The sequence below is a fragment of the Pseudarthrobacter sp. L19 genome (assembly GCF_050859435.1).
Classification (GTDB): Bacteria; Actinomycetota; Actinomycetes; order Actinomycetales; family Micrococcaceae; genus Arthrobacter.
This window is the reverse complement of record NZ_CP193935.1, coordinates 168,114-188,712: the sequence shown is the minus strand read 5'-3', so window position 1 is coordinate 188,712 and position 20,599 is coordinate 168,114. Positions and strand designations below refer to the sequence as shown.

General features: G+C 69.8%; 15 protein-coding genes, 4 pseudogenes and 2 riboswitches. Of the genes and pseudogenes, 13 read left to right on the top strand and 6 right to left on the bottom strand.

The window, feature by feature from the left end; all coding sequences use genetic code 11:
• Positions 1 to 10: 10 nt before the first annotated feature.
• On the bottom strand, positions 11 to 919 hold the full coding sequence (locus tag ACRQ5B_RS00930; RefSeq protein ID WP_432396039.1) for a LysR family transcriptional regulator: 909 nt from the start codon (positions 917 to 919) through the stop codon (positions 11 to 13).
• Positions 920 to 1,063: 144 nt separating this feature from the next.
• Here ACRQ5B_RS00930 and tdh point away from each other — a divergent pair.
• The 4 genes and pseudogenes from tdh to ACRQ5B_RS00910 all read left to right on the top strand — a co-directional run bounded on the left by tdh (position 1,064) and on the right by ACRQ5B_RS00910 (position 5,774).
• Positions 1,064 to 2,109: pseudogene (gene tdh, locus ACRQ5B_RS00925) on the top strand (L-threonine 3-dehydrogenase).
• Positions 2,110 to 2,166: 57 nt separating this feature from the next.
• Complete coding sequence (locus ACRQ5B_RS00920; RefSeq protein ID WP_432396036.1) at positions 2,167 to 3,378, top strand: glycine C-acetyltransferase; 1,212 nt, start codon at positions 2,167 to 2,169, stop codon at positions 3,376 to 3,378.
• A 57-nt stretch (positions 3,379 to 3,435) separates the two neighbouring features.
• Positions 3,436 to 4,551, top strand: a complete 1,116-nt coding sequence (locus tag ACRQ5B_RS00915) for an NAD(P)/FAD-dependent oxidoreductase (RefSeq protein ID WP_432396033.1) — start codon at positions 3,436 to 3,438, stop codon at positions 4,549 to 4,551.
• 11 nt (positions 4,552 to 4,562) lie between these two features.
• Positions 4,563 to 5,774: pseudogene (locus tag ACRQ5B_RS00910) on the top strand (amidohydrolase family protein).
• Between the two features lie 67 nt (positions 5,775 to 5,841).
• Here the strand turns inward: ACRQ5B_RS00910 and ACRQ5B_RS00905 are convergent.
• Positions 5,842 to 6,498, bottom strand: coding sequence for a histidine phosphatase family protein (locus ACRQ5B_RS00905; RefSeq protein WP_364137315.1), 657 nt, complete (start codon positions 6,496 to 6,498; stop codon positions 5,842 to 5,844).
• Between the two features lie 80 nt (positions 6,499 to 6,578).
• Here ACRQ5B_RS00905 and ACRQ5B_RS00900 point away from each other — a divergent pair, with 80 nt between their 5' ends.
• Positions 6,579 to 7,346 (top strand): CPBP family intramembrane glutamic endopeptidase, encoded by a 768-nt coding sequence (locus ACRQ5B_RS00900; RefSeq protein ID WP_432396030.1) that lies wholly within the window; start codon positions 6,579 to 6,581, stop codon positions 7,344 to 7,346.
• Positions 7,347 to 7,472: 126 nt separating this feature from the next.
• On the opposite strand, the gene ACRQ5B_RS00895 is transcribed toward ACRQ5B_RS00900, so the two are convergent.
• On the bottom strand, positions 7,473 to 8,111 hold the full coding sequence (locus ACRQ5B_RS00895; RefSeq protein WP_432396027.1) for a VOC family protein: 639 nt from the start codon (positions 8,109 to 8,111) through the stop codon (positions 7,473 to 7,475).
• 192 nt (positions 8,112 to 8,303) lie between these two features.
• Positions 8,304 to 8,420: riboswitch (SAM riboswitch) on the top strand.
• An 85-nt stretch (positions 8,421 to 8,505) separates the two neighbouring features.
• Here ACRQ5B_RS00895 and ACRQ5B_RS00890 point away from each other — a divergent pair.
• The 5 genes and pseudogenes from ACRQ5B_RS00890 to ACRQ5B_RS00870 all read left to right on the top strand — a co-directional run bounded on the left by ACRQ5B_RS00890 (position 8,506) and on the right by ACRQ5B_RS00870 (position 14,695).
• Complete coding sequence (locus tag ACRQ5B_RS00890) at positions 8,506 to 9,822, top strand: bifunctional o-acetylhomoserine/o-acetylserine sulfhydrylase (RefSeq protein ID WP_432396024.1); 1,317 nt, start codon at positions 8,506 to 8,508, stop codon at positions 9,820 to 9,822.
• A gap of 183 nt (positions 9,823 to 10,005) precedes the next feature.
• Positions 10,006 to 10,121, top strand: a riboswitch (SAM riboswitch).
• 13 nt (positions 10,122 to 10,134) lie between these two features.
• A pseudogene (gene metX / locus ACRQ5B_RS00885) lies at positions 10,135 to 11,282 on the top strand (homoserine O-acetyltransferase MetX).
• 191 nt (positions 11,283 to 11,473) lie between these two features.
• Positions 11,474 to 12,856, top strand: coding sequence for an MFS transporter (locus tag ACRQ5B_RS00880; RefSeq protein WP_432396022.1), 1,383 nt, complete (start codon positions 11,474 to 11,476; stop codon positions 12,854 to 12,856).
• Between the two features lie 172 nt (positions 12,857 to 13,028).
• A complete protein-coding gene (locus tag ACRQ5B_RS00875; RefSeq protein WP_432396019.1) occupies positions 13,029 to 14,024 on the top strand; it encodes an NADP-dependent oxidoreductase in 996 nt (331 codons plus the stop codon).
• 146 nt (positions 14,025 to 14,170) lie between these two features.
• The gene (locus ACRQ5B_RS00870) at positions 14,171 to 14,695 is read left to right on the top strand and encodes a TetR/AcrR family transcriptional regulator (protein WP_432396016.1); all 525 of its coding nucleotides are present in this window, start codon (positions 14,171 to 14,173) and stop codon (positions 14,693 to 14,695) included.
• Positions 14,696 to 14,787: 92 nt separating this feature from the next.
• Here the strand turns inward: ACRQ5B_RS00870 and ACRQ5B_RS00865 are convergent, their stop codons facing one another.
• Complete coding sequence (locus ACRQ5B_RS00865; protein WP_432396013.1) at positions 14,788 to 15,687, bottom strand: LysR family transcriptional regulator; 900 nt, start codon at positions 15,685 to 15,687, stop codon at positions 14,788 to 14,790.
• 171 nt (positions 15,688 to 15,858) lie between these two features.
• Between ACRQ5B_RS00865 and mmsB the strand changes: the two are divergent.
• Positions 15,859 to 16,760: pseudogene (mmsB, locus tag ACRQ5B_RS00860) on the top strand (3-hydroxyisobutyrate dehydrogenase).
• A gap of 28 nt (positions 16,761 to 16,788) precedes the next feature.
• On the top strand, positions 16,789 to 18,273 hold the full coding sequence (locus tag ACRQ5B_RS00855; RefSeq protein WP_400159394.1) for a CoA-acylating methylmalonate-semialdehyde dehydrogenase: 1,485 nt from the start codon (positions 16,789 to 16,791) through the stop codon (positions 18,271 to 18,273).
• 18 nt (positions 18,274 to 18,291) lie between these two features.
• Here the strand turns inward: ACRQ5B_RS00855 and ACRQ5B_RS00850 are convergent, their stop codons facing one another.
• The gene (locus ACRQ5B_RS00850) at positions 18,292 to 18,432 is read right to left on the bottom strand and encodes a hypothetical protein (RefSeq protein ID WP_432396011.1); all 141 of its coding nucleotides are present in this window, start codon (positions 18,430 to 18,432) and stop codon (positions 18,292 to 18,294) included.
• A gap of 499 nt (positions 18,433 to 18,931) precedes the next feature.
• A complete protein-coding gene (locus tag ACRQ5B_RS00845) occupies positions 18,932 to 19,771 on the bottom strand; it encodes an SGNH/GDSL hydrolase family protein (RefSeq protein ID WP_432398799.1) in 840 nt (279 codons plus the stop codon).
• Between the two features lie 148 nt (positions 19,772 to 19,919).
• Between ACRQ5B_RS00845 and ACRQ5B_RS00840 the strand changes: the two genes are divergently transcribed.
• Positions 19,920 to 20,582 carry an alpha/beta hydrolase gene (locus tag ACRQ5B_RS00840; protein WP_432396008.1) on the top strand — a complete coding sequence of 221 codons (663 nt, stop codon included), beginning with the start codon at positions 19,920 to 19,922 and terminating at the stop codon, positions 20,580 to 20,582.
• Positions 20,583 to 20,599 lie beyond the last annotated feature (17 nt).

Below are 20,599 nucleotides of genomic sequence, written 5' to 3'. Positions count from 1 at the left end.
GCCGCCCGGCTCAGCCACCCACCAGATCGGTCATGATCGTCTGCAGCGCCTCGCAGACCATCATGACCGATCGGCGTTCAAGGTTCTCCGGCCGGGCCAGCAGGTCGATCCGGCGCCGCGTGCTGATCCCCTCCAGCGGTTTGAGCACGATCGAGGGGTTCAGCACCGGCTGGGCGGTGTGGCGGGGGAGCAGGCCGATCACGCTGCCCGCGGCCACCAGCGCCGCCACGGTCGAGTAGTCGTTGATCCGGTGCACGATGTTCAGCTCCCGGCTGGCCACGGCGGCGACGGCGGAGAGCACGTCCGCGGGCGAGTACCCGGCGTGGCTGGTCACCCAGGGCTCGCCGACGACGTCGTCCGTGCTGACCGCACGCTGCCCGGCCAGCCGGTGGCCCGCCGGCAGGGCCACGTCCAGCGGCTCGTGCGCGAGCGGAATCACCGCCACCCGCTCCTCCGGCCAGCGCGGGCTGTGGTCCATCCGGTGCGCCAGGACCAGGTCGTAGCGGGCGGTCAGGGCCGGGAAGTCCTGCTGGGCGACGTCCTCGTCGGAGAGCCGCACCTCCGGCTGGCCCGGCCCGGACAGCAGCCGGGCCAGCGGCGCGAACAGCGCCTGACCGGCGCTGTGGAACCCGCTCAGGGTCACCGGCGCGGCGGGGGAGCCGTGGTACTCGCCGATCGCGGCGCGGGCCTCGGCCATGGCGCTGACGACGGCGGCCCCGGCGTCGGCGAGCACCTGCCCGGCCTCGGTAAGCACCAGGTTCCGGCCCTCTTTGCGGGTTAGCGGCACCTCCACCGAGCGCTGCAGTGCCGCCAGCTGCTGGGAAACCGCAGACGGGGTGACCAACAGGGTTTCGGCGACGGCCTTGACGCTACCCAGGGCGCCGAGTTCGCGGAGCATTTCGAGCTGGTGGATTTCCATGCCGACCATCATAAGGCTAAGAAAAACCTAAATCGTCGATTGAGAAATTTTCGGTTGTGCTAACGCATCCGGGCGGTTGTAATGGGGTGAGTTGACCCACACCCCGCCACCTCCCCGGCGGCACCAGCACAGTAAGGCAGGCCCATGAAGGCTCTCTACAAGTCCGGCGCGCACGCCGGATTCGACCTCGTCGACCGGCCGGAACCGGAGACCGGGGCCGGGGACGTCAAGATCCGGGTGATGACCACCGGGATCTGCGGCACGGACCTGCACATCCAGTCCTGGGACGCCTGGGCCCAGGGCATGATCAACGCCCCCTGATCGCCGGCCACGAGTTCTACGGCGAGGTGGTGGAGGTCGGCGAGGACGTGCTGGACGTCAAGGTCGGCGACCGCGTCTCCGGCGAGGGCCACATCGTCTGCGGGATCTGCCGCAACTGCCGCGCCGGCCGCAAGCAGATGTGCATCAACACCGTCAGCGTCGGCGTCCAGCGCGACGGCGCCTTCGCCGAGTACGTCGTGATCCCCGAGACCAACGTCTGGGTCCACCACGACCCGTCCGTCACCCCCGAACTCGGCGCCATTTTCGACCCGTTCGGCAACGCCGTCCACACCGCCCTGAGCTTCCCGCTGGTCGGCGAGGACGTCCTGATCACCGGCGCCGGACCCATCGGCCTGATGGCGATCGCAGTCGCCCGCCACGCCGGCGCCCGCAAGATCGCCATCACCGATGTCTCCGCCCCGCGCCTGGCCCTGGCCCGCACGCTCGGCGTCGACCTCGCGATCGACGTCTCCACCACCCGGGTCAAGGACGCCCAGCGCGAACTGGGCATGCGCGAGGGGTTCGACATCGGCATGGAAATGTCCGGCCACCCCACCGCCCTGCCGGAAATGATCGAGAACATGAACCACGGCGGCCGGATCGCCATGCTCGGCCTGCCCAGCCAGTCCATCGACATCGACTGGGGCAAGGTGGTCACCCACATGCTCACCATGAAGGGCATCTACGGCCGCGAGATGTTCGAGACCTGGTACGCCATGAGCGCCATGCTCTCCTCCAACCCGGTGCTGCACGCCAACATCTCCGCCGTCGTCACCGACACCCTGCCCGCCGCCGACTGGGAAAAGGGCTTCGAGATCGCCCGCGCCGGCGTCGGCGGCAAGGTCGTCCTCGACTGGACCGCCTTCTAGGCCGCGGCCCTTTCCGGTACCGTACAACCACCCACCCAGCCCAGGAGCGCACCGACCATGTATTCAGCCATCAAGGACCAGCTGCAGCACGAACTCGATGAGATCCGCAGCGCCGGCCTGTTCAAGACCGAACGGCACATCGACTCGCCGCAGGCCAACCACATCACGGCCGGTCAGCTCGGCCAGCCCGGCACGGACGTGCTGAACTTCTGCGCCAACAACTACCTGGGCCTGGCCGATCACGCGGAGATCATCGCCGCCGCCAAGGACGCCATGGACTCCCGCGGCTTCGGCATGGCCAGCGTCCGCTTCATCTGCGGCACCCAGGACCTGCACCTGGCCCTGGAGGAACGGGTCTCGACGTTCCTCGGCACCGAGGACACCATCCTCTTCTCCTCCTGCTTCGACGCCAACGGCGGGGTCTTCGAGTCCCTGTTCGGCCCCGAGGACGCGGTCATCTCCGATGCCCTGAACCACGCCTCGATCATCGACGGGATCCGGCTCTGCAAGGCCCGCCGCTTCCGCTACGCCAACCGGGACATGGCCGACCTTGAGGCCCGCCTGATCGAGGCGGACAACCAGGAAAACCCGGCCCGCCGCAAGATTATCGTCACCGACGGTGTCTTCTCGATGGATGGCTACCTCGCCCCGCTTGAGGCGATCTGCGACCTGGCCGACAAGTATGACGCCATGGTCATGGTGGACGACTCGCACGCCGTCGGCTTCATGGGTCCCACCGGAGCAGGCACCCCCGAACACGCGGGCGTCTCGGACCGGGTGGTCATCTACACCGGCACCTTCGGCAAGGCCCTGGGCGGCGCCTCCGGCGGCTACGTCTCCGGCCGCCGCGAGGTCGTCGCCATGCTCCGGCAGAAGGCCCGCCCGTACCTGTTCTCCAACTCCCTGGCCCCCGCGATCGTGGCCGCCACCCTGAAGGCCCTGGACCTGGTGGAGAACTCCGCGGAGCTGCGCGGAAAGCTCTTCGCCAACGCCGGGCTGTTCCGCCGCCGGATGGCCGAGGAGGGCTTCGAGCTCCTCGAGGGCGAACACGCGATCGTCCCGGTCATGTTCGGCGACGCCGTGATGGCCGCCAAGGTCGCCGACGCCATGCTCGGCCACGGCGTCTTCGTCACCGCCTTCAGCTACCCCGTGGTCCCCAAGGGTGCAGCACGGATCCGCGTCCAGCTCTCCGCCGCGCACAGCACCGACGACGTCGAACGCTGCGTCCAGGCATTCGTGGCCAGCCGCGCGGAGGTCGCCGCCGCGTAGCAACCCGGTCCGCAAGACCTGCTGACGGATGTCCCCGCGGGTGCGAGGATGGGGGACATGACAGCTCATTACGATGTTGTGATTGCCGGCGGCGGCATCGCCGGACTGTCCCTGGCCTCGGCACTGGCCGGCAAGTGCAGCGTGGCGCTGGTCGAGGCCGAGCAGACGCTGGGGTACCACACCTCGGCGCGCTCGGCCCGGCAGCTCATCCCCAGCTACGGCCCGCCCGTGGTCCGGGACCTGACGCTGCGCACCCTGGAACTGATCGGCACGCACGAGGGCACCCGCCCCGAACCCGTCCTCTCGCCCCGGCGGTTCATGCTGATCGGCGACGAGGGCGCGGTCCGCGAGCAGGCCAGCGGCTTCATGCACCTGATCGGCCACGACGAGGCGCTCAAGCTCTGCCCGGCGCTGAAACCTGAGAGCTTCACCGCCGCCGGGCTGGACTCCGGCTCCTTTGCCTGCAACGCCTCCCTGCTGCTGGAGGACCACCGGGAGCGGGCCGTCGCCGGCGGCGTGGACATCATCACCGGCGCCCGCATCCACTCCGCGCAGCGCACCGGCTCCGGCTGGGAACTGGGCGCCGGGCAGGAGGCGCTCTCCACCGCCGTCGTGGTCAACGCCGCGGGCGCCTGGGCGGACGAGCTCGCCGTCCTCGCCGGCGTCGAGAAGCTGGGCCTGCAGCCCTACCGCCGCACCGCGGCGATCGTCGACGTCGAGAACCCGCTCCCGCCCGGCTGCCCGATGGTGGCCGCCACGGACAGTTTTTACTTCCGCCCGGAAGGCCGGCACCAGGTGCTGATCTCGCCTTCGGAAAAGGTCCCCAGCGGGCCCGAAGACGCCCGGCCGTACCCCGGCGACGTCGAGGCCCTGACCGCCCGCCTGAACGAGGTGACCACCCTCGGCATCAACGCCGTCAGCCGGGCCTGGACCGGGCTGCGCACCGAGGCCTCCGACGGCATCCCGGTGGTGGGGTTTGATGCAGAGGCGCCGGGCTTCTTCTGGCTCGCCGGCCAGGGTGGCTACGGCTTCCAGACCTCCTCCGGGATCGCCGAACTGGCCGCCGAACTGATCCTCGCCGGGCAGGCGGCCGGGGCGCCGTTCCCGGCCGACAGTCCGGCATCCCGGACAGCGGCGGCGCTGGCGGCGACGCGGATGTCCATCCGGGCCTGAAGAATGGACCCATGAGCACCCTGATCACCAATATCGGCGAACTGATGACGCAGGACCTTGAGTACCGGGTCCTCCGTGATGCCGCCGTGGTCATCGAGGGCGAACGCATCGCCTGGTTGGGGTCCGCCGCGGACGCCCCGGCCGCGGACGACGCCGTCGACGCCGCGGGGCGCGCGTTGCTGCCCGGCTGGGTGGACTCCACACGCACCTGGTCTTCGCCGGCGACCGCACCGCGGGAGTTCGAGGCCCGCATGGCGGGGGAGGAGTACAGTGCCGGCGGCATCGCGGTGACCATGGGCGCGACCCGGGCCACCGGCGACTTCGACCTCACCCGCCTGGCGCTGGGCCGGGTGGCGGAGGCCGTCTCTCAGGGCACCACGTACCTGGAGACCAAGACCGGCTACGGCCTGGACGTGGACAACGAGGCCCGCAGCGCCCGCATCGCCTCCACGGTCGCCGACGAGGTCACCTACCTCGGCGCCCACCTGGTCCCGGCCGGCATGGACGCAGAGGGGTACACGGACCTGGTCTGCGGGCCGATGCTCGCCGCCGTTCGGCCCTACGTGGGCTGGGCGGACGTCTTCTGCGAACGCGGCGCCTTCACCGAGGAGCAGTCCCGCCGCGTGCTGGCGGCCTGCCGGGAGGCGGGCCTGGGCCTGCGGGTGCACGGCAACCAGCTTGGCGAGGGCCCGGGCGTGCGGCTGGCGGTGCAGTTCGGGGCGGCCAGCGTGGACCACGTGAACTACCTGTCCCGGGAGGACGTGCGGGACCTCGCGGACAGCTGGTCCGGCTGGGAAGCCGCGGCCGGTGCGGGGGAGCGCGGCACGGTGGCCACCTGCCTGCCCGCCTGCGACCTTTCCACCCGGCAGCCGTTGGCCCCCGGCCGCGAACTGCTGGACGCCGGCGTGCAGCTGGCCCTGGCCTCCAACGCCAACCCCGGCACCTCCTACACCAGCTCCATGGCCTTCTGCGTCACCACCGCCGTGCTGCAGATGCGGCTCAGCGTGCACGAAGCGGTGCGCGCCGCGACCTACGGCGGGGCGCTGGCGCTGGGCCGGGAGTCGGGGAACGACGTCGACGGCGAACGCGCCGTGGGGTCGATCGCCGTCGGCCACCGGGCGGACCTGCACCTGCTCAACGCCCCCTCGGCCACCCACCTGGCCTACCGGCCGGGCATGCCGCTGACCCACGCCGTCTGGCGCGCCGGGGTCCGCGCCCGCTAAGCCCAACTAGCTCGCAGCTGAGGCCGTTTTGAGGGCCGAAAACGGCCTCAGCTGCCAGTCAGTTGGGTCAGAACACCATGGGCGGGGCGTGCAGCACCGTCTCGTCCACGCGCCGCTCCACCCACTGGCTGAACGGCTTGTCGAGTTCGTACTTGCCGTCCCCGGTGCGGTGCAGGGTGCGCAGCTCCGCGTTGTCCGGGTTGTTCAACGACTCGAAATACTCCACGGACCAGTGGAACCAGCGCATGCAAAACAAGCGCATGGTCAGCCCGTGCGTGACGAACAGGGCGTTGGGCGCGTAGTCCGGCTTGGACCAGTGCCGGTACAGGGTCTCCATGAACGAGGAGATCCGGTCGTAGACATCGGACCCGGACTCGCCCTCACGGAACCGGTAGAAGAAGTGCCCGTAGGCGTTCCTGAGCTCCTTCTGGTCCTCGATGTCCCCGGCGATCTGGAAGTTCGCCCAGTCCTGCTCCCGCAGCCGGGGCTCCTCGATCACCCGCTCGGTCAGGTTGCCCAGGTCCAGCGCCTCGAGCGTCTGGTAGGCGCGCAGGTAGGGGGAGACGTAAACGCAGACCTGCTGCCCGTCCAGCTGGCGGCGGAGTTCGACGCCGGCGGCCCGGGCCTGCTCGACGCCGAGGTCGGTCAGCGGGATGCGGTAATCGGGCACCCTGTTGTAGATGGAGGTATCGGCATTGGCGGCGGACTGGCCGTGCCGGATCATCAGGATTTTCCCGGGCGCGCTCACAGCCCCAGCATAGGCGCGTCCGGCCAACTCCCGGCAACGGCAGGCAAGATAGGACCATGCTGGTTACCTCCCGCCGCCGCGTGCGGTTCGAAGTATGGATTGTGCTGGGACTCTCGCTGGGGCAGTCGGCGGTGTACTCGGTGGTGCAGCTGCTGGACAAGCTCTCGCAGGCGCCGCTGGCCCAGGGGACCTCCACTCTGAACCGCTCCCAGAGCAGCCGCGAGTACTTCGACCTGACCTACCAGCTGCTGGACATCATCTTCGCGCTCGTCCCCGTGCTGCTGGTGCTCTACTTCCTTACCGGTCCCCGCGAGCCGGGGACCCCCGGCGGCTCGGCATTCCGGAAGCTCGGGTTCGACCTCGCGCGCCCCGGAAAGGACCTGCTGCAGGGTGTGGGCCTGTTCCTGCTGATCGGCATCCCGTCGCTGGGCCTCTACGCCGCCGGCCGGGCCCTGGGCATCACGACGGCGATCATCCCGAGCGCGCTGGGCACCTACTGGTGGACCGTGCCCGTCCTGATCCTCTCCGCCATCCGGCACGGGATCGTCGAGGAGGTGATCGTGGTGGGGTACCTGCTGGACCGGTTCGGCAAACTCGGCTGGCGGCTGCCGGCGGCGATCGCCGCGAGCTCCATCCTGCGCGGCAGCTACCACCTGTACCAGGGGTTCGGGCCGTTCATCGGCAACGCCATCATGGGCGTCATCTTCGCCCTGGTCTACACCCGGACCCGGCGGGTGATGCCGCTGGTGATCGCCCACGCGCTGCTGGACACCGTCGCGTTCGTGGGCTTCAGCCTGTTCGGCAAGGCGGTGGGGCTGGGCTGAGGTGTCCGCGACTGACCCGGCCGGCGATGACGCGTCTAAGGGCGGTTTAAAGAGTTTCGGCCCCCGGCAGCGGGTGGCGTCGTTGACACCCGCGGCCGGCGGCCGAAGTTGTGGCGGGCCGGAGCCCTAGATGGTGACGGCGCCCGAGGCGGTCTCGAAGGTGACCGAGAGGATGCCCGGCGTGCCGTGCGGGGACTGCCAGTTCACGGCCACGTCCTCCAGCGGCTTCTCCACCGGTTCGCCCAGCCACTCGGTGACCCGCTGCGCGGAGCCCGCGATGGTGAGTTCGGACATCTTCACCGAGCTCTCGTAGGCGTTGGACGGGTGCAGGGCCGGGTCGCCCTCCCACTTGAGCATGTAGGGGACCTGCGGATCCGCGATCAGGCCCAGGATGCCGATCTGCTTCCAGACCAGTTCGCGGCCATCGGGGAACTTGCGGTTGCCGTTGACCGCGGAGCGGCCCAGGCGTTCCTCGAAGGGTGCCAGGTCGTCGACCTCGACGCACCAGCCCATCCAGCCGCCGCCGGCGGCGGAGCGGGCGCGGACCGCCTGGCCGAACGGTGCCTTGTCCGACGCCGGGTGGTCCAGGACCTCCACGACCTCCAGGTACTTGTGCCCGGCGAGCGGGATGATCATGTTGCGGGTGCCAAAACGGGGGTGCACGCCGCCCTTGACGGCCTCGACCCCGAGGGCCGTGGCGATACGGTCGGTGGTGGCCGCGAGGCCATCCTTTTCACAGGCGTAAGAGACGTGATCCATGCGCATGCCCTCATCTTGGCACTTTGTGATGGACCTCTCAGCTTAGGCTGTCCTAACCTCGCCGGGACCATCCGGCGGACACCCGTGCCGCCCGGCCCGGTCGAGGAATTCCGCCGGACAAGCCGTCCCGCGGACCGGTCTCTTCATCTTTGTCATAAAGCTATCCGGGCCGGTTTCCGGCTTCCTACACTGGGGACAGGTCATGAGTGCCAGCGCCAAGCCCCGGCTCGCTGGCCGGCAACCCTCCTTGCGCGGTGGGGTGCCCCGGGTGAAGACCTGGCCTCCCGGCGACCGCCGGCGGGGCAAGCGCGGCGCCAGGGCCGTGCCGGCATTCCGGGACCCGCCAGCAGCGCGGGACCCGGGATCCGGTGCCGCCCTGAGCCCAGTCACAGGAGACGCCATGTCCAACGCCTGGTCCTTTGAAACCCGTCAGATCCACGCCGGCCAGCAGCCGGACGCCGCCACCGGCGCCCGCGCGCTGCCGATCTACCAGACGACGTCGTTCGTCTTCCCGAGCGCCGAGAGCGCCGCGAACCGGTTCGCCCTGGCCGAGCTCGCCCCCATCTACACCCGGATCGGCAACCCCACCCAGGACGCCGTCGAACAGCGCATCGCCAGCCTGGAGGGCGGCCTCGGCGCGCTGCTGCTCAGTTCCGGGCAGGCGGCGGAAACCTTCGCCATCCTCAACATCGCCGAGGCCGGGGACCACGTGGTGGCCAGCCCCAGCCTCTACGGCGGCACCTACAACCTGCTGGCCCACACGCTGAAGAAGTTCGGCATCTCCGTGACCTTCGTGGCGGACCCGGACAACCTGGACCAGTGGCGCGAGGCCGTGCAGCCGAACACCAAGCTGTTCTTCGGCGAGGTGGTCTCCAACCCGCGCCAGGACGTCCTGGACATCGAGGGCATCTCGGACGTGGCCCACCAGGCGGGGGTGCCACTGATCGTGGACAACACCCTGGCCACCCCGTACCTGATCCGCCCGCTGGAGTGGGGCGCGGACATCGTGGTGCACTCGGCCACCAAGTACCTCGGCGGCCACGGCTCGGCGATCGCCGGCGTGATCGTGGACTCCGGGAAGTTCGACTTCGGCGCGGACCCGGAGCGGTACCCCGGTTTCAACACCCCCGACCCCAGCTACAACGGCCTGGTCTACGCCCGGGACCTGGGCGCGGACGGCGCACTGGGGGCCAACCTCTCCTACATCCTCAAGGCACGGGTGCAGCTGCTGCGCGACCTCGGCTCCGCCGTCGCGCCCTTCAACGCCTTCCTGATCGCCCAGGGCATCGAGACGCTGAGCCTGCGGGTGGAGCGGCACGTCGCCAACGCCACCCGGGTGGCCGAATGGCTTGAGGGCCGGGACGACGCCGAATCGGTCGCCTACGCGGGACTGCCCTCGAGCCCCTGGTACGAGCGCGGCAGGAAGTACGGTCCGCGCGGCACGGGCGCCGTCGTCTCCTTCGTCATCGCCGGGGGAGTGGAGGCCGGCAAGCGCTTCGTCGACGCCCTGGAGCTGCACTCGCACGTGGCGAACATCGGCGACGTGCGCTCACTGGTGATCCACCCGGCGTCGACCACGCACAGCCAGCTCACCCCGGAGCAGCAGGCGGTGGCGGGCGTCCACCCGGGCCTGGTCCGGCTCTCGGTTGGCCTGGAGCACATCGACGACATCCTGGCGGACCTCGACGCCGGCTTCCGCGCCGCGAAGGCCGGCTAGTCCCGGGACCCCTGCCGGATTTCCCCACCTTTGCGGGCCCGACGGCGGCCGGCGCGGCGTGTCCGCGGCGACCCGCCGGCCGCGGCGCCCAAAGGTGGGGAAACGGCGCGGCCGGGCGGGCGGCTGTCACATGCAAGTCACAATCTTGGCCACGGCACCGCCCTCTTTCGTACACTCGGTGCAGGTCATGAGTGCCAGCGACAGCCCCGGCTTGCTGGCCGGCAACCCTCCTTTTGCGGCGGGGTGCCCCGGGTGAAGACCTGGCCTGCCGGTCAACTGACGGCAGGCAAGCGCGAAGTGAGGTCTTTTAACATGACGATTGCCGTCACCCGAACGGGTGTACCCGCCACCAGTCCCGCAGCAGGAAACACCGCCGTCCCCGACGGCACCGTGCAGTACGTGTCCGTCGGCGCTTTGGAACTCGAATCCGGGGCCGTCCTGCCGGAGGTGGTGCTGGCCTACGAGACCTGGGGCACCCTGAACGCGGACGCCTCCAACGCCGTCCTGATCGAACACGCCCTCACCGGGGACACCCACGTCACCCGCGGCGCCGGCGGGGAACCCGGCTGGTGGGAACAGCTCGCCGGCCCCGGCGCGCCCGTGGACACGGACCGGTACTTCGTGGTGTCCATCAACATCCTCGGCGGCTGCTACGGCTCCACCGGCCCGTCCACGCCGGCACCCGACGGCCGGCCCTGGGGGTCCCGTTTCCCGCTCGTCACCCTGCGGGACAGCACCGCGGCCGAGGCCCGGATGGCCGACGCGCTGGGGATCAACCGCTGGCACGCCGTGCTCGGCGGCTCCCTCGGCGGCGCCCGGGCACTGGAGTGGGCCGTCAGCTACCCGGAACGCGTGGGCCGCTGCGCCGTGATCGCCGTCGGCGCCTACAGCACCGCCGAGCAGATCGCCTTCGCCCAGGCCCAGACCCTCGCGATCCGGCAGGACCCGCGCTTCAATGGCGGCGACTACTACGGCGGGCCCGAGCCGCACGAGGGCCTGGCGCTGGCCCGGCGCATCGCGCACATCACCTACCGCTCCGCTGCCGAACTGGAGGGCCGCTTCGGCCGGACCGGGCAGGACGGCGAGACCCCGCTCGCACCCGGCCCGCTGTCCGGCCGCGGCCGCTACCAGGTGGAGAGCTACCTGGACCACCAGGGCAACAAACTGGTGCAGCGCTTCGACGCCAACAGCTACATCGCCATCACCGAGGCGCTGATGAGCCACGACGTCGCCCGTGGCCGCGGAAGCCTGCAGCAGGCGCTCGCCGGGGCCACCGCCGAGTTCTTCATCGCCGCCGTGGACTCGGACCGACTGTACTTTCCCGAACAGTCCCGGGAGCTCGCGGCGGCCCTGCCGGGGAGGTGCCCGTGCACGTCATTTCCGCCCCGATCGGCCATGACGGGTTCCTGACCGAGATCGGCCAGCTGGGCGGCGTCCTCCGGGAGGCGTTCTTCGCCTGAGCCTTACGGCTTCTTCGCAGGCTCTTGCCGGGGACTGATGTGCAATTTTGCAGATAGGCTCTGCGCGATTGGTCGTTGAGGCTCCGGCGGTGACACTCCATACTCGTGGAGAATGACCGCGTGTGGTCCAACTCACACGGAGTCAGCCCAGTAAGCCGCAGGGTGTCGATGGCGACACCGAAGGAGTTCTTATGAGCACGGAAAACGCCGCCGCGAGGCGCGCAGAGGAAACCGACGTCAAGGCGTCCGGCCTCAAGAAAGTCGTCGCCGCCTCCATGGCCGGCACGGTGGTGGAGTGGTACGAATTCTTCCTCTACGCCTCCGCCGCCACCCTGGTCTTCGGCAAGGCCTTCTTCCCCAATTCCCAGACCGAGTTGGACGGCATCCTGGCCGCCTTCCTGACCTACGCCGTCGGTTTCGTCGCCCGCCCCATCGGCGGCATCGTCTTCGGCCACTTCGGTGACAAGTTCGGCCGCAAGCAGCTGCTCCAGCTGAGCATCATCCTGGTGGGTGTCTCCACCTTCCTGATGGGCTGCCTGCCCACCTTCGCCCAGATCGGTTACTGGGCCCCGGCCCTCCTGGTCTTCCTGCGCTTCGCCCAGGGCTTCGCCGTCGGCGGTGAGTGGGGCGGCGCCGTCCTGCTGGTGGCCGAGCACAGCCCCAGCAAGTCCCGTGGCTTCTGGGCCAGCTGGCCGCAGTCCGCCGTGCCGCTGGGTAACCTCTTCGCCACCGCGGTGCTGTTCGTCCTCTCCTCCACCCTGTCCTCCGCCGACTTCCTCGGCTGGGGCTGGCGCGTGGCGTTCTGGCTCTCCGCCGTGATCGTCCTGATCGGCTACTACATCCGCACCAAGGTCAACGACGCCCCGATCTTCCTTGAGGCCCGCAAGGAGGTCGAAGCCGGCCACAAGGGCTACGGCGTCGCCGAGGTCTTCCGCCGCTACCCCCGCGGCGTCTTCACCGCCATGGGCCTGCGCTTCGCGGAAAACATCCTCTACTACCTCGTGGTGACCTTCTCCATCACCTACCTGAAGACCGTGGTCCACGCGGACACCACCCGCATCCTGCTCCTGCTGCTGGTGGCGCACGCGATCCACTTCTCCGTGGTTCCGATGGTGGGCCGGCTCTCCGACCGCCTGGGCCGCCGCCCGGTCTACATGGCCGGCGCAGTCCTCGGTGCCACCTGGGGCTTCTTCGCCTTCCCGATGATGGATACCGGCAACGACTTCATCATCCTGGCCTCTGTCATCATCGGCCTGCTGTTCCACGCCCTGATGTACGCCGGCCAGCCGGCCATCATGGCCGAGATGTTCCCGACCCGGATGCGTTACTCCGGCGTCTCCCTCGGTTACCAGGTCACCTCGATCGTGGCCGGCTCGCTCGCCCCGATCATCGCCGTCGCGCTGCTGGGTGAGTACAAGTCCTCCGTCCCGGTCGCCATCTATCTGGCGATCGCCTGCGCGATCACCGCCGTCGCGGTGCTCTTCCTGAAGGAAACCCGCGGCATCTCCCTGCACGACGTCGACGCCGCCGACGCCCAGGGCACCGCAGACCTCCTTGCCGCAGGCAAGAAGTAACAGGCATCAAGTAACAGGCAAACTCTAAAACGCTTCACGGCAGCCCCCGTCACCGCACCGCGGGAGACGGGGGCTGCTCTTGTGGGGGCCTTGACAATATTACTGAGTGCGCTCAATATTGAGAGTGCTCGGTAAGCATTATCCGGGCCTTCACGACACCAAGGGATCAGCCATGAAAGCGTTTGCCGTCACCAAGTACAAGGGCCCGGTGCAGGAAATCGAGGCGCCCGAACCCGCCGTCGGCCCCAGGGACGTCCTCATCCGGATGCAGGCCGCCGGCGTCAACGCGCTGGACGAGAAGATCCGTGCCGGTGAGTTCAAGCAGATCCTGCCGTACCGGCTGCCCCTGATCCTGGGCAACGACGTCGCGGGCACGGTGGTCCGGGTGGGCGCGGAGGTGCGCCGCTTCGCGACCGGCGACCTCGTCTACGGACGGCCCGACGCCCGCCGCATCGGCACCTTCGCCGAAGTGGTCGCCGTCGCCGAGGCGGACCTGGCGCCGTCCCCCGCCACGGTCAGCATCGAGGAGGCCGGATCGCTGCCGCTGGTGGCCCTCACCGCATGGCAGGCGCTGGTCGAGAGGGGTGGCGTCCAGCCGGGCCAGAAGGTCCTCATCCACGCCGGCGCCGGGGGAGTCGGGGCCATCGCTATCCAACTGGCGAAACACCTCGGCGCGACCGTGGCCACCACCGCGAGCGGCGGGAACGCGGACTTCGTGCGCGAACTGGGCGCCGACATCGTCATCGACTACAAGACCGAGGACTTCGAGGACACGCTCAGCGGCTTCGACCTGGTGCTGGACAGCCTCGGCGGGGCGAACCTGGAAAAGTCGCTGCGGATCCTCGCCCCGGGCGGCAAGGCCATCGGCATCGCCGGGCCGCCGGATCCCCGGTTCGCCCGCGAGGCCGGACTGAATCCGGTGCTGCGCCTCGTGATCGCCGCGCTGAGCCGAAAGGTCCGTGCCCAGGCCAGGAAACTCGGCGTCAGCTACGAATTCCTCTTCATGCACGCCGACGGCGCCCAGCTGGGCCGGATCACCGAACTGGTGGAACGCGGCGTCATCCGCCCCGTCGTGGGGCGCGTCTTCCCCTTTGACCGGACGGTCGAGGCGGTGGCCAGCGTGGAGCAGGGCGGCATCCGCGGCAAGACCGTCATCAGCAACCCCTGATGCCGGGCGGCCGCCCCGGGAAGCTCCCGGCGGCCGCCCGGCCGGGGAGTAGCCGTGGCGTGCCGGGGAGCGGGGCGCCCCGCATCGTCGTCAGTGAATATACTCAGAGCTGAGCGCAGTCAGACCATATTCCCGAAGGACGCACCATGCCCACTGCAGCCCCGCGGCCCGGCCGTCGCGAGCGCAACAAGCAGGACAAACTCGACCGCATCACCGCCGCCGCCCGCGAACTCTTCACCGAATTCGGCGTCGACGACGTGACCACCCAGCAGATCGCCGACAAGGCCGACATCGGGACCGGGACTTTGTTCCTCTACGCCAGGACCAAGGCCGAGCTGCTTCTGCTCGTGCAAAATTCCGCCTACGCCGACGCGCTGGTGCGCGGGACGGCCGCGGCCGAGCGGGCCGCCGGAACGCTCGACGCCGTGATGGCGATCCTGCGTCCGGTGGTGGAGTGCAACCGGGTCCAGGTCGACAACGGCCGGACCTACCTGCGCGAAGTCGTCTTCGGCGACCCGGGGAACCCCACCACCGCGATGCCCTGGGCTACACGATCGAGACCGAGAAGGCCGTGGCCGGGGTCCTGCAGCGGCGCGAGGGGCTCGGCCCGGACGCGGCGGCCACCCTGGCCCACGTCGTCTCCGCGGTCATCTTCGTCACCCTGGCCGTGACGGCCAACGCCGCCAAGGGCGTCGAGGAGCTCCTCGCCGAGATCACCGCCCAGCTCCGCGTCATCCTCCCCGCCTAAGAGCACCGGTCCGGTTCACCCCGTCAGGACGTCCTGGCGCTCAGCGATCTCGGCCCGGAGCGCGGCCAGCACGGCCTGCACCGGCGCCGAGCGGAGCGACTCGGCCCGCGCCGCGGCCCAGATGGGGAGCTGGCGCTGGAAGTCGGCCGGCAGGACCGGCACGAACCCCTCCTTGCCCACCACCAGGAAGTTCGGCAGCAGCCCGATCCCGGCCGCCCGCCGGACCGCCTCCACCTGGGCGAAGATGCTGGTGGCCTGGAAGCTCGACCGTGGCATCGGCAGCTGCGTTGAGCGGTGGCCCAGCTCCGCCACCTGCAGGGCGGACTCCACGTAGGAGACGAAGCCGTGCCGGCGCACGTCGTCGAGCGTCTCTGGCGTCCCGTGCTCGCGGACATACTGCGGGCTGGCGTAGAGCCGCAGGAAGTAGTTGGCCAGGAAGATGGTCTGGGCGCTGCTGACCTCCAGGTTGCCCACCACCACCTCCAGGTCCACGCCCGAGCGGTTCTGGCTGACCTTGCGGGTAGCGCTGAGCACCTCCACGTTCAGCTGCGGGTGCTCGCGTTGCAGACGGACCAGCGCCGGCGTGACGAACTCGGCGCCGAAACCGTCGGGGGTGCTGATCCGCACCAGCCCGGCCAGCACATCGTCCCGCCGGGCGATCCGGCCGCTCAGCGCACCCAGGGTGCCCTCGATCGCCTCCGCCGCCGCCACCGCCTGGCTGCCCAGTTCGGTCAGTTCCCAGCCCTGCGGGGTGCGCTCCAGGGTCCGGCCGCCCAGCTGCTTGTCCAGCGCCAGGATCCGGCGCGAGATGGTGGTGTGCGTGGTGCCCAGGGCCTCCGCGACGGCGTTGAAGCGGCCCAGCCGCGCCACGGTCAGCAGGATCAGCAGGTCATCGGGGCTGGGCAGGCGGTTCACGGTCCGGGCCTCTCGGTGCTTGCGGCGGCCATGTGCATGGCTGCACATGGCATCTTCACTTTTTGTCTTGATTGCACTGTAGCAGGGTGTGATGGTGGACACAGTGTCCCGCCGAAGCGCGGGGAGTTCCGCACGGAACGATCAGCCACACCAAGCAAAGGAGCTTTAGCCATGGCAGTTGTCGCCTGGATCGGACTGGGAAACATGGGCGGATTCATGTCCGTCAACCTCGCCAAGGCCGGACACGAGGTCCGCGGTTTCGACCTTAACCCGGACGCCGTCGCGGCCGCCGAGGCCGGGGAGTGACCCCTGCCGGCAGCATCGCCGAAGCCGTCAAGGGCGCCGACGTCGTCTTCACCATGCTGCCCAAGGGCGAGCACGCCCGCGCCGTCTACCTCGGCGAGGACGGCGTCCTGGCCCACGCGGACACCACAACCCTGCTGGTGGATTCCTCCACGATCGACATCGCCTCCGCCCAGGCCCTGCACGACGCCGCGGCCGAAGCCGGCTTCCGCTTCGTCGACGCCCCGGTTTCCGGCGGCATCAGCGGCGCCAAGGCCGCCACCCTGACCTTCATGATCGGCGGCAAGCCCGACGCCGTCGCCGACGCCACCGGGTTCATCCGCCCGATGGCCGCGAACATCATCCCCACCGGCGGAGCCACCACCGGCCAGGCCGCCAAGATCTGCAACAACCTGATGCTCTTCATCAACCTCGCCTCCACCGCCGAGGGCGCCGTCCTGGCCGACCGGCTGGGCCTGGACAAGCAGGTCTTCTGGGACATCGCCTCCGTCTCCTCCGGCGACAGCTGGGCGCTGCGCACCTGGTACCCGGTGGCCGGCGTCGTGCCCACCGCCGCCTCCAACAACGACTTCGCCCCCACTTTCACCGCGGAACTGGCCAACAAGGACATCGGCCTGGCCATCAGCGCTGCCCAGGACACCGGCACCCCGCTGGAGATCGGCCAGCACGTCCAGCAGCTCTTCCAGCGGCTGATCGACGGCGGCCAGTCCGGCACCGACTGCTCCGCGATCGTCAAGCTGGTCGACGGCTCCTTCGAGTCCGCCAAATAGCGCCGGACCCCCGAGAAAGAGAATCCCCATGGAACGCATTCCCCACGTCATCAACGGTGAACTGGTCTCCGACGCCGAGCGCTACGGCCCCGTCTTCAACCCGGCCACCGGCGAGCAGGAGAAGGAAGTCGCCCTCGCCTCCGCCGCCCGGGTCGAGGAAGCCATCGCCGCCGCCCGCGCCGCCCTGCCCGGATGGCGCGCCACCAGCCTGGCCCGCCGCACCGCCATCTTCTTCCGGGTCCGCGAGCTGCTGATGCAGCGCCGGCCGGAGCTGGCCGCGCTGCTGACCAGCGAGCACGGCAAGGTCCTCTCCGACGCCGAGGGCGAGATCACCCGCGGCCTCGAGAACATCGAGTTCGCCACCGGGCTCTCCCACGCCCTCAAGGGCGAACGCTCCGAGCAGGTCTCCGGCGGCGTCGACGTCCACTCCGTCCGCCAGCCCGTCGGCGTCGTCGCCTGCATCACCCCGTTCAACTTCCCCGCCATGGTGCCGCTGTGGATGATCGGCAGCGCCCTGGCCTGCGGGAACACCGTGCTGCTCAAGCCCAGCGAGAAGGACCCGTCCTCCGCCGTCTTCATCGCCCAGGTCTTCGCCGAGGCGGGACTGCCCGCCGGCGTCCTGAACGTGGTCCACGGCGACAAGGAGGCCGTGGACGTGCTGCTGGAACACCCGCACGTGAAGGCCGTCAGCTTCGTCGGGTCGACGCCGATCGCCCAGTCCATCTACAAGCGCGCCGCCGACCACGGCAAGCGCGTCCAGGCCCTTGGCGGCGCCAAGAACCACATGGTGGTCCTTCCCGACGCTGACCTGGACATGGCCGCCGACGCCGCGGTCTCCGCCGCCTACGGCTCCGCCGGTGAGCGCTGCATGGCCGTCAGCGTGCTGGTGGCCGTCGGCAACATCGCCGACGACCTGGTCGGCGCGATCAAGACCCGGATGGCCACCCTGAAGATCGGCCCCGGCACCGACCCGGCCTCCCAGATGGGGCCGCTGATCACCGCCGAGCACCGCGACAAGGTGGCATCCTACGTGGCGGGCGCCGCGGACGAGGGCGCCTCCGTGGTGGTGGACGGCCGCGAGCAGGAGTTCGACTCCAACGGCTTCTTCATCGGCGTCAGCCTGATCGACCACGTCAAGCCCGGCATGAAGGTCTACGACGACGAGATCTTCGGCCCCGTGCTCTCCGTGGTCCGGGTCGAGACCTACGCCGACGCCGTGCAGCTGGTCAACGACAACGAGTTCGGCAACGGCGTGGCGATCTTCACCCGCGACGGCGGCGCGGCGCGCCAGTTCGAGTTCGACGTCGAGGCCGGCATGGTGGGCGTCAACGTTCCGATCCCGGTGCCGGTGGGGACCTTCTCCTTCGGCGGCTGGAAGAACTCGCTCTTCGGCGACACCCACATGTACGGCCCGGAAAGCATCCGCTTCTACACCCGCGGCAAGGTGGTCACCACCCGGTGGCCGGACCCCTCCACCTCGGTGATCGACCTGGGCTTCCCGCAGGTCGACTAGGGTGACGGCCCGTTCCGATCAGCCCTTCATGATCTCCGCGCGCCGGGCCATGTAGTCCTCCATCGCAAGCTCGCCGTTGCTGTACATCTGGTCCAGCTCGGCGAGCTTGCGGGCGCGGTAGCCCTGCGCGTTCGACGACGGCGGCAGGACCGGCGGCACGTCCTGCGGGCTGTCTGAACCCTGCGGCTGCGGGGCGGGCCGGGGCGGGTTGTTCCGGTACTGCTCGCTGTCCTCGTAGGGGACGGGCGGCTGCGGCGCGGGGTACTGGTTACTCTGGGCAGGATTCCCCGGGTACGGGTTGCCCGGGTAGGGCTGGCCGGCGGGGTACTGGTTTCCCGGGTACTGCTGGCCGGCGGGCGGCTGCGGGGATTGAGCTGGCCGAACCCGCCATAGTAGTCCCGCTGGGTGAAGCCGTCCCGCGGCTGGTTGCTCTGGCCGGGACCCGGGCCGGTGCCCGGGAAACCCCCGAAGCCGCCCGGCATGCCCGGGTACGGGCCCTGGTCCCGGTTCTTGTTCTGCACCGAGCGCCGGTAGTAGCGCATGGCGGCAGGAATCACGAGGGACAGGATGATGATCCAGAAGAAAATACTCACGGTACCGGGCCTCTCAGAAGATGATCTCCCAGCTTAACGCCCGGCACCCGCAGCCCGTGCCGGCCTCAGGACCGCAGGGCGTCGGCGGCGTCCGCGCTGCCGGCCGAACCCCCGGCAGTACCGGTCCCGGTGCCCTTGGGCCCCTCGCCGGAGCCCAGCGGCACGCCGGGACCGAACACCGGCCCGGCCAGCGGACGCTTGGCGGTGATGCCGTCGCCGGAGGAGCGGTGCCGCAGCCGGCGCACTACCCAGGGCACGAAGTGCTCCCGGGCCCAGATCAGGTCCCCGGTGCGCGCCTCGCGCCAGGTCTGCGGAGGCAGCGGCTTGGGGGAGAGCGGTTCCAGGGTGTGCTGGACATTCAGGGAATCGAGCACCATCGCGGCGATCGTGTGGTGGCCCAGCGGGGAAAAGTGCAGCCGGTCCGCGTCCCACATCTGCGGGTCGCTCAGCTGCCGGAGGGACCACATATCCGCGATCACCGCGTCGTGCCGGGCCGCCACCGTACGGAGGTTCTCGTTGTAGATCGCCACCTTGCTGCGGATCCGGCCCAGCACCGAGGACCCCGTGTCGGGGCCGTTGAACAGCACCACCGTGGCGCCGTTCAGGCTCAGGATCTGCACCACCGAGTCCAGCCGCTCGGCCAGCACGTCGGGGTCGCCGCCGGGGCGGATGAGGTCGTTGCCACCGGCGGAGAGGGTGACCAGGTCCGGCTTCAGCGAAAGGCAGTTGGCGAGCTGCTGGTCCACGATCTGCTGGAGCAACCGGCCGCGCACCGCCAGGTTGGCGTACGCGAAGTCATCGTGCCCCCGGCTGAGCTCCTCGGCTACACGGTCCGCCCAGCCGCGGTGGCCGCCGGGGCTCGCGGGTTCCGGATCGCCGATCCCCTCGGTGAAGGAATCGCCCATCGCCACGTAGCGGGTCCAGGGGTGGTTGACCGTGCGGTCCGGATCGTTCTCCGTTGCTTTTGTTTCGCTCACCGTTCCATCCTGCCCCCTGCCCCGCAAATCGCGCCACCGTCGCATGTTACTGATTGGTAACTGTAAGAATGGAGCCATGACTGACGCCGCCGGCTACCCCGCAACCTTTCCCGAACCCGTCGTCCTCTGGTCCCGGCCGGAATCCGAGCGGGCCGGGCGGCCCCTGCTGGTGCTGCTGCACGGCTACGGCGCCAACGAACAGGACCTCATGAGCCTCGCGGACATGCTGCCGCAGGACTTCGTCGTGGCCTCGCTGCGGGCACCGCTGCCAACCGGCCCCGGCTTCACGTGGTTCCCGCTGACGGCGTCCATCGAGTACTCCCTCGACGCCGTCAAGGAAGCCGCCGCCTACGCCGAGCACTGGATCGACTCGGTCCGCGGGGAACACCCGTCGGTGACGCTGCTGGGCTTCTCGATGGGGATGGCCCTGGCCACCACGCTGCTGCGCCGCCGCCCCGGGGCTTACGCCTCCGTCGTCGGCCTCTCCGGCTTCGCCGTGGACGCTGCCGGTGACCCCACCTTCCACGACGCCGAGCTGGACGGCACCGTACCGATGTTCTGGGGCCGGGACCAGCAGGACCCGGTGATCACCCCGGACAAAATCGAATTCACCATGGGCTGGGTGCGCAAACACGTCAAGCTCACCAAGGTGCTCTACACGGGCATGTGGCACGGCATCAACCAGCAGGAGGTGGGCCATGTAGGGGAGTTCCTCACCCACGAGGTACTCACCGCCTAGGGGCCTGCCGTGACGCT